The sequence below is a fragment of the Clostridium luticellarii genome (genome assembly GCF_002995845.1).
Lineage (GTDB): Bacteria > Bacillota > Clostridia > Clostridiales > Clostridiaceae > Clostridium_B > Clostridium_B luticellarii.
This window is the reverse complement of the sequence record NZ_PVXP01000101.1, coordinates 1-8,412: the sequence shown is the minus strand read 5'-3', so window position 1 is coordinate 8,412 and position 8,412 is coordinate 1. Positions and strand designations below refer to the sequence as shown.

At 34.1% G+C, this 8,412-nt stretch carries 8 protein-coding genes; 2 read left to right on the top strand and 6 right to left on the bottom strand.

Features of this window, described 5'->3' with window-relative positions; all coding sequences use genetic code 11:
• Positions 1–30: 30 nt before the first annotated feature.
• From CLLU_RS17375 to CLLU_RS17365, 3 genes are all read right to left on the bottom strand, one after another.
• On the bottom strand, positions 31–675 hold the full coding sequence (locus CLLU_RS17375) for a DUF4829 domain-containing protein (RefSeq protein WP_158255945.1): 645 nt from the start codon (positions 673–675) through the stop codon (positions 31–33).
• Positions 676–856: 181 nt separating this feature from the next.
• Positions 857–2,278 (bottom strand): M56 family metallopeptidase, encoded by a 1,422-nt coding sequence (locus CLLU_RS17370; RefSeq protein WP_106011029.1) that lies wholly within the window; start codon positions 2,276–2,278, stop codon positions 857–859.
• 4 nt (positions 2,279–2,282) lie between these two features.
• Positions 2,283–2,651: a BlaI/MecI/CopY family transcriptional regulator gene (locus CLLU_RS17365; RefSeq protein ID WP_106011027.1), complete on the bottom strand. Its 369-nt coding sequence runs from the start codon at positions 2,649–2,651 to the stop codon at positions 2,283–2,285.
• Positions 2,652–2,861: 210 nt separating this feature from the next.
• Between CLLU_RS17365 and CLLU_RS17360 the strand changes: the two genes are divergently transcribed.
• Positions 2,862–3,485, top strand: a complete 624-nt coding sequence (locus tag CLLU_RS17360; RefSeq protein ID WP_106011026.1) for a TetR/AcrR family transcriptional regulator — start codon at positions 2,862–2,864, stop codon at positions 3,483–3,485.
• 22 nt (positions 3,486–3,507) lie between these two features.
• Positions 3,508–5,877, top strand: coding sequence for a PEP/pyruvate-binding domain-containing protein (locus tag CLLU_RS17355; RefSeq protein WP_106011025.1), 2,370 nt, complete (start codon positions 3,508–3,510; stop codon positions 5,875–5,877).
• A 132-nt stretch (positions 5,878–6,009) separates the two neighbouring features.
• Here CLLU_RS17355 and CLLU_RS17350 read toward each other — a convergent pair whose 3' ends face one another.
• From CLLU_RS17350 to CLLU_RS17340, 3 genes are all read right to left on the bottom strand, one after another.
• Positions 6,010–6,483, bottom strand: a complete 474-nt coding sequence (locus tag CLLU_RS17350) for a DUF3888 domain-containing protein (protein WP_106011024.1) — start codon at positions 6,481–6,483, stop codon at positions 6,010–6,012.
• A 329-nt stretch (positions 6,484–6,812) separates the two neighbouring features.
• Positions 6,813–7,661: an undecaprenyl-diphosphate phosphatase gene (locus CLLU_RS17345; RefSeq protein ID WP_106011023.1), complete on the bottom strand. Its 849-nt coding sequence runs from the start codon at positions 7,659–7,661 to the stop codon at positions 6,813–6,815.
• A gap of 206 nt (positions 7,662–7,867) precedes the next feature.
• On the bottom strand, positions 7,868–8,350 hold the full coding sequence (locus CLLU_RS17340) for a MarR family transcriptional regulator (protein WP_106011022.1): 483 nt from the start codon (positions 8,348–8,350) through the stop codon (positions 7,868–7,870).
• Positions 8,351–8,412: the final 62 nt, after the last annotated feature.

Sequence of the window (8,412 nt, the reverse complement as noted above, 5' to 3'; positions counted from 1 at the left end):
GAGTATAGATTATATTGCAACAAATAATTATCATAATCCAATATCATCAATCAACCAAGATGAATTTTTATCTTTTCTAACAAGAATGATCCATTTTTCATATGTTCCACTATCTTCAGCTCCAACACCATTTTTTTTATATTTAACTGTGTAATTGACTTTATAAATTTTTATATTCTCTGCTTTCGCACCATTTATTGTTCCCCTGCCATATTTCATATACCCTTCCTTTTGTGATTCTCTCGTATCTTCCGATATGCTGTTAAGTTTAATAGATTTAAGATTTTCATCTAATGACGGCCCGCGAAGCCATTCTGTGTGTGTTGAATTCACCCCTTTTACGTTTTTTTCATTACAATATCCAAAATAATTTCCTATTACCTGCTCCGGCTGAAGCAATTGACCTTCAGCAGTTATTATATTGCTGCTTTTATTCATGTCTTTCTTAAAAACAATATTAAAACCTACAAATGATATTACAGCTATTGCCACAATCAGCACTGCCAGTATTATACCCCTTTTTTTCTCTTTCATATTCAACATATTTTCCAGTTCCCCTTTTAATATTTTCTTATCATTAAATCCTGTAATCAAGTTCTGATTCAATCCATTAATGAACTCCATTTCTCCGATATCATATAAAACCTTTGGAATTAGAATACAGACCTTTGTCATTCCTATTCCCATGGGTGTTGAAATGCTGTCACATACTTTAAAAAGCAGTATATAATTTGGAAATATACTTTTCTATTTTTTCCACAGTTTCTAAAAGCATTACTTTATTTTAATGTTAATTTTGTCAATTCTATTATATATTGAAAAATATTTTTGGCTATATTTGTTTATTTTAAAAATCTTAGCCTTCCCCCCATTCATCAACTAACCATGGTGAATTTTTGTCCTCTCTTATAACAGTACACCATTTAATTTTTTTAACTCTATACAGTACCCAATTTACATTAACATATTCTACTTTATATATTCTTACATTTTCTTCTTTCACACCATTTATTTCCCCTTTTCCATATTTAATATATGCTTCCTTTTGAGATGGATTGGTATCTTCCGATATGTTTTCAACTTTAGCATAATTGATGTATTTAATATTTCTAGTATTTTTAGATCCCCTTCCCCAAATAATTGAAGCATAATTTTTAGTTACCAAATTTTTTATAATGTTTCTATCATTTTCATTAGAATATTCTATATAATTTTCAACTACTTGCTGAGGCTGCAAAAACTGCCCTCTAGTGTTTATTTCACTATTTTTATCATTTTTAAAAAAGGCATTAAAACCTACCAATGATATTACAGTTATTGTCACAATCAGCACTGCCAATATTATACCCCTTTTTTTCTCTTTCATATTCAACATGCTCTCCAGTCTCCCCTTTAATATTTTCCTATTATTAAATCCCGTAATCAGATTCTGATTCAATCCATTGTCATTATTTAACCTCAGTGAATTCACAAGAGTTGATGCATATAATTTCCTCTCGCTCATATCCGATTTCTTGAGCACGGCTTCATCGCAGGACAATTCACAATTTCTATTTATTTCCCTGCACATTACATAAATCAGAGGATTAAACCAGTGCACGGCCATGGTTATCAGCAGTAACATCTTGTATATCATATCATTTCTTTTATAATGCATGAGCTCATGTTTTAAAATAAACTCCATTTCTCTGATATCATATGAAACCCCTGGAATTAAAATACAGGCCTTTGTCATTCCTATTCCTATGGGTGTTGAAATGCCGTCACACACTTTTAGTGAGATCTTTCTTTTTATTTTCATTTGTAACAACAATTCAGAGTATATATTTTTAACACTTATATCCTGGACATCACAGGTAAACTGCTTTAATTTATTTTTAAAAACAGCATAGGATACAATATGATAAGCTATAAATATTACAGCTACAACAAGCCATATATAGAACAATATTGTTAAATAATTTATATTATTATGACTAACAGCTACTATATCAGTACTGTTTCCTATTTTCATGCTCTGGCTTAGAGAAATTCCTCCGTTCATCACTGTTTTTACACTGCCCGGTGAATTTTGAAAGACATCATATGCCTTCTCAGGTAAATGAACTGGAATTTTAAAAGGCATAATCATCTTTATTATTACAGCCAGCCATATATAATAATTAAAGGTATTTTTATATCTTTTGAGCAAAGTTTTTTCAAGAAATATGATGATTATAATTGCCATACTTCCCAATAATGAGGTTTTTAAAAGATTTTCCATAAACACTTCAATCATATCATCACCTGCTTTTAATCCAATGATCCAGTTCATCCAGATCATCATCGGTAATATCATTGTCCTCATGCAGCGTAGTAATAAAACTTTTTAAAGAGCCTTTATGAAATTTACGGAAAAATTCTCTGGTTTCAAACTTACGGTATTCCTCTTCAGTCACAAGGGTTGTATAATAGGTTATCCTTTTCCCTTTTGCTGCAGTTATAAATTTCTTCTTTGCCAAACGGGACAAAAGAGTCAGTATGGTTGTGTTTTTCCAGCCTTTTTTCTTTTCCATAATATCCACAATTTCCTTGGAAGATATTGGGCTCCGGCTGTTCCAGACAGCCTCCATAACCTCCAGCTCGGATTCAGGAATCTTTATAATTGACAATACAAGTCACCTCCACAGTATCAATTTTACACTTGTAGAATATATTTGTAAAGATTTTTTATTCCCTAAAAATATTGCAAATACGACAAATAAGTATAAATTATTAAGTCCGCTTTTTTATAAAAACTATAGACTATTCTGGTCGATAGTGTTATAATATGTCTTAGACCAGTTAGGTCGATAAATTGAATTGATACAGGAGGCCATCAGATGTTTGAAAAGTTTCATGCATTGGAAGCTGATAAGCAAAACAGAATACTCAATGCAGCAATGAAGGAATTCAACTTGAGGGGTTACAAGAACGCATCCACCAACAAGATAGTAAAAGATGCCAGTATAGGCAAGGGAATGCTGTTTCATTACTTTCACAGTAAAAAAGAGCTGTATTTATATCTATACGATTATTCAGTAAAAACTCTCATGAATGAGTTTTATGGAAAAATAGATCTGAGTGAAAGAGACATCCTAAAAAGGCTGAGGCAGGTGATTGTCATGGAATTTGCCCTGATAGGCAGATATCCGGATATGCTTGACTTTGTAAAGTCCGCATACTTCGAGGAATCAGGGGAAGTGAAAGATGATCTGGATATAAGGAACAGGAATTATATTGCAAGTGGAAGCAGTAAAGTGCTGCAAAATATAGATGTTTCCAAGTTTAAAAATGAAGTTGATACGGCTCGAGCTATTCGTGTGATTATGTGGACTCTGGAAGGCATTTCTGCAAGAGAACGGGAAAAATTAAAAGTTTACTCCCTGAATAAATTGAATTATGATGATTTGCTCGTGGAACTTGACAGCTATCTGGATTTGTTCAGAAGCACTTTTTATAAATAATACTAAGAAGGGGATTTTAATTATGAGTAGTAATATGATAAAAAGTTTCAGGGATCTTACTCCTGAGGAAAGGCAGCTTGCAGGCGGCAAAGGTGCAATGCTTTCAAAAATGTATCAGGATGGGTATCCGGTGCCGGAGGGATTTGTGGTTTTACCCTCTGCTTTCCATGAAAATAAACTTAGAGATGAGGCCTGGAGTAAAATACAGAGTGTGCTGAAAGAAATCAGAGATAAAAATGCAGGCTGCCTGTTTGCAGTAAGGTCCTCCGCATTAAGTGAAGACTCTTCAGCAGCTTCCTTTGCAGGAGAATTTGAAACTGTTTTAAATAGAAATACAGATGAGGAAATAAAGGAAGCTATTTATAAAGTGTTTCAATCAAAGGAATCATACAGAGTAAAAGCTTATACCTCTGTACAAGGCATGAACCAGTCCCATCAAATTGCAGTAGTTATCATGCTGATGGTTCCATCTGAGATATCCGGTGTATTGTTTACCGCAGATCCAATTACCGGAAGCCACGAAAGCATGTCCGGTAATTATGTATACGGCCTGGGAGAACAGCTTGTATCCGGAGAATCCAATGCATGTCCCTTTAAATTATTCAGACCGGGGGGAAAGTATGCAGGGCCGAAGGATTTTAAAAAATATTCTTCAAAATTATTCAGATATGCCTCCAGACTGGTAAAAGACCTGGGATGTCAGCAGGATATTGAATGGGCAGTTTCCAAAGGCAGACTGTATATACTGCAGGCAAGGCCAATTACCACGCTGAAAGCATATAATCTGGACACCTATGAGATGAATGCCTCTTTGGACGGGGACTATCTATGGACAAATACCAATGTAGGTGAAGCCATGTCTGATGTTTTTACTCCTTTAAGCTGGTCTGTAATAAGAGCCCTTGACGAGGAACAATCAATTATTCCAAATTATTATCTGTTTTCAGGCAATATATGCGGAAGAATGTATTCCAATGTCAATGTGGCATTATCCATGTATAAGGCATTTGGCAGAGATTATAAACCGGTGCTCAGAAAAATGAACTATATATTTGGAAAAACCACAAAGAACATGGATATTCCCATATATCCCTTTTCAGGTCTGCAATTATTAAAGGTTATGCTTCCAAGAATAGGACATATGTTGAAATGCTCAAGAAAAATTTCAAGATCAATACCTCTCTATATAAAAGATACACCTGCATGGTGCAGAAATATGAAAAAACGTATAGAACAGGTAAATGACGGGAATGAATTGCTTGGATTATGGAAAGAAGAACTCTGGCCCTGCAACTGTAAAATATTATTGGCGGGCCGCTATGCACCCAGAAAAAAAATAATGGCCCTGTTCAAGCTCAATGAAAAACTTCCAGAGCTTTTGGGAAAAGAAGCTGCAGATGCTTTGCTTTCCAGTTTAGGCGGCAATTCCAGCCTTGAAAGCCTGGGGCCTGTTGTTGGAATTTCAAAAATAATCAAGGGAGAAATGACCAAAGAAGAATACATGTTGAAATATGGTCACAGGAGCCCTCATGAATTTGAATTATCCATACCGGATCCATCAGAGGATAAAATGTGGCTTGAAAAACAGATAGAAGAAAATAAAAAAGCGGGAGTGGATGCGGAAAGCCTGCTGAAAAACCAGGAAAACCAATATATCCTGGAAATGAAAAATTTAAAGGAACGTTTCCCATCTAAGTACGATCAGATAAAAAAACAAATTGAAGACGCCCGTGAGGGAAGTTCCATCAGAGAGGCACTGCGTTCAGAATGGTCCAGAGTATTCAGGGCCAACAGGACTTTTGCACTTAAAGCCGGCCAGCTGACAGGTATTGGCAGTGACGTCTTCTTCCTGTATATTCATGAAATCCTTGATTTACTGACAGGAGACAGATCAGCTCTGGAGCACATACCTGCAAGGCAAAAAAATTACGACAGTTACAGAGCTCTGCCTCCCCTTCCATCCATTATCAGAGGGCGTATAGATCCTTATAAATGGGTCAAAAATCCAGATAGAAGAGTGGATTATTACGACTTTACCTCACCTGCTGATACAGTGAGTTCAAATTTTGAAACACTGAAAGGTTTCCCGGGAGCTGCAGGCAAAATTGAAGGTCCTGTCCGAATCCTCAGAGATCCGGAGGATGGAAATCTGCTTCAGCCAGGTGAAATATTGGTAGCATCAACCACCAATATAGGGTGGACTCCCATATTTCCGAAAGCCGGAGCTATCATTACGGATATAGGTGCACCATTATCCCACGCAGCAATTGTAGCCAGGGAACTCGGTATTCCAGCAGTTGTGGGATGCGGCAGCGCCACTTTAAGACTTAAAACCGGTGATAAAGTTTTGGTTGACGGAAGTCGTGGAGAAATTAAGATTTTAGATAAATAACTGCATAATATCATTGCAAAGTATAGAAAAATACAATTTAAAATAATCAGCTTTATTTTAGTCAAAAAAAGTGTTATATGGGCCTTTCAAGAAATTAGTCAATATAGCACTTCTTCAATAAAGATTTTTACATTATGGCAGCTTCTTTTTTATAATATCTTGATAGTATGATGGTAATTCATAATTTCTGATATGCTCAAATTTTTCAACTTTAACTCTGCCTGTTGAATTTATTTTAATAGTAATATGATCAAGTCCTACATCAAGGTGTGGACCAACATAGGGATGAAGTTCTAATTTCACACAAAAATCAAATGTTTCATTCCCACCCAGTCTATCTATGCTCAATACAGAAATATCATAAGGTGCTATTACAGGAGATACTGATAAATATTCTTTATAGTAATTATCCACTGCATTCTGTAAAATAGGCAGTAATAGCGTCACAAGCATATCCTGATATAATTTCTCTTTTGAATTTTGAAGTGCAATACAATGTTCTCTCAATCCAAATTTAGCATAATTATATGAAGCAGCCTTAATATTTAACGGAATATAGAAAATTATCAACAACGCTAAAAATAAAGTGTACAGTGACTTTTTCAAACCTATCACCTCAATAAGGGCTTTTTTAATAGATTGCCATTATTTTAAAGCAGTTATACAATAATAGTATTTGTACGAGATTAACAATGATGATACAATAAGTTAAGACCATCACTCATATAACCAATAAACTTCCATGGCTGTTCATTCATAATATCTATATTCTGTATCTCTGGCATATTATATTCGTATTTGTTCTTAATATATTCACTCTGCTCAGAAAGTACACCTTCCACTCTTCCCTATTGAGCCCATGAAACATTATAGGTAATATTATTTTATACAAATCCTGTACTTTTGAATAACTTTTTTGAGACAAAATTGCCTTGCTAATGAAATATCCCCAGAAATCCTGCCAATAATACTACAATTGCAAATATCATTCTATATACCGCAAATATTCTCATAGGTTTCTTTTTCAAATAAAGAATAAACTTGTTAACTACTATCAAAGCCACTAAAAACGATACCAGAAATCCCACAACAAGAGAAATTATTTCTATAGATGTAAGACTTGCCACACCACCAATCTTTAAAATCTCCAAAGCACTCATCCCCACCATAACCGGGATTGCCAGAAAAAAGGAGAATTCAGCAGCTGCAATCGTCGAAAGTCCTGATAGCCATCCACCTATAATTGTTGAAGCCGAACGCGACATTCCTGGAATTATGGCTAAGCATTGAAAGGTGCCGATTATCAGTGCCTGCTTTGCTGTAACACTCAATCCGCTGCTTCTGGGACTTTTATTTCTAAATTTATTTTCGGCATATATCATCCATACACCACCTAAAAACAAAGTCATTGCCACAGATACCGGTGTAAACAGATATTTGTCTGCCAAATCACCCAATAACAGCTGACAGATAACTCCGGGAATGCATGCAATAAATATCATTAACCAAAATTTAAATCCAGATTTTTCATAACCAACTTTATGAGGAAGAAAATCTACAAGAGTTTCTTTTATTTTCTTCCAATACAGTATCACCACTGCTAGTATGGCTCCAAGCTGTATAACATATGTGTACATCTCAACATAAGCAGGGTTGTCCCCTTTAAATCCCATCAAGTTTTCAAAAACCACCATATGTCCTGTTGAAGACACCGGCAGAAACTCTGTTATTCCTTCTACTATTCCCAATATTATAGATTTTATTATCAAAAGTATACTGTCCATTTAATCTCCTTTTCTATTTTTATCCCAAATCTACCATTGCTAATATCCCACCTTCCTAAAGTTAGACAAGTTCTTCCCTCAAAGAATAACGTATTCTAAACTCTAAAGATGCTAAAAATACTGTTAATAAGGTTAAAATACGAAAAGTATTTCTTATAAGCAAACTCCATCTGAACCTTGGAATCACTTGATATTATTACGAATTTTTATAAATTATTCATAAGGTCATCTAAAAATTTATTAATTATATTCAACTTTTCATTATTATACCTATTCAACATATTTACAAATTTTCTGCTCTCAATTTCATGAAGCTCCTTGTGTATTCGAAAAGCCTTTTTTCCCTCAGTAGTCAAAGTATAATAAATTTCTTTTTTATTATTTTCCAGGTGATTTCCTTTTATCAAATTCTTTTCTATAAGTTTAGCAGTTATTTTGGATATACCCCCCCTGGTCATATCCAGTTCTTTTGATATAAAAGTGGCATTAGGCAATTGATTTTTTCCTATACAATCTATGACATGAAACTCTGAAAGCATTAAATTTTTACTAAGTATATCTTCATAGTCATATTTAATTAATAACTCCTTCAAATATTTCTCATGAATTTCGGCATAATTAGTTATGTAATCAAATATATTTGTAATTTTATTTAATATTGATTTTATTTCCACTCTTTCAGTATTCATTTTATAATTGAAAACTCCTTTAAAATTATTATGTTAAGAAACAATTATATCATAATATTTTT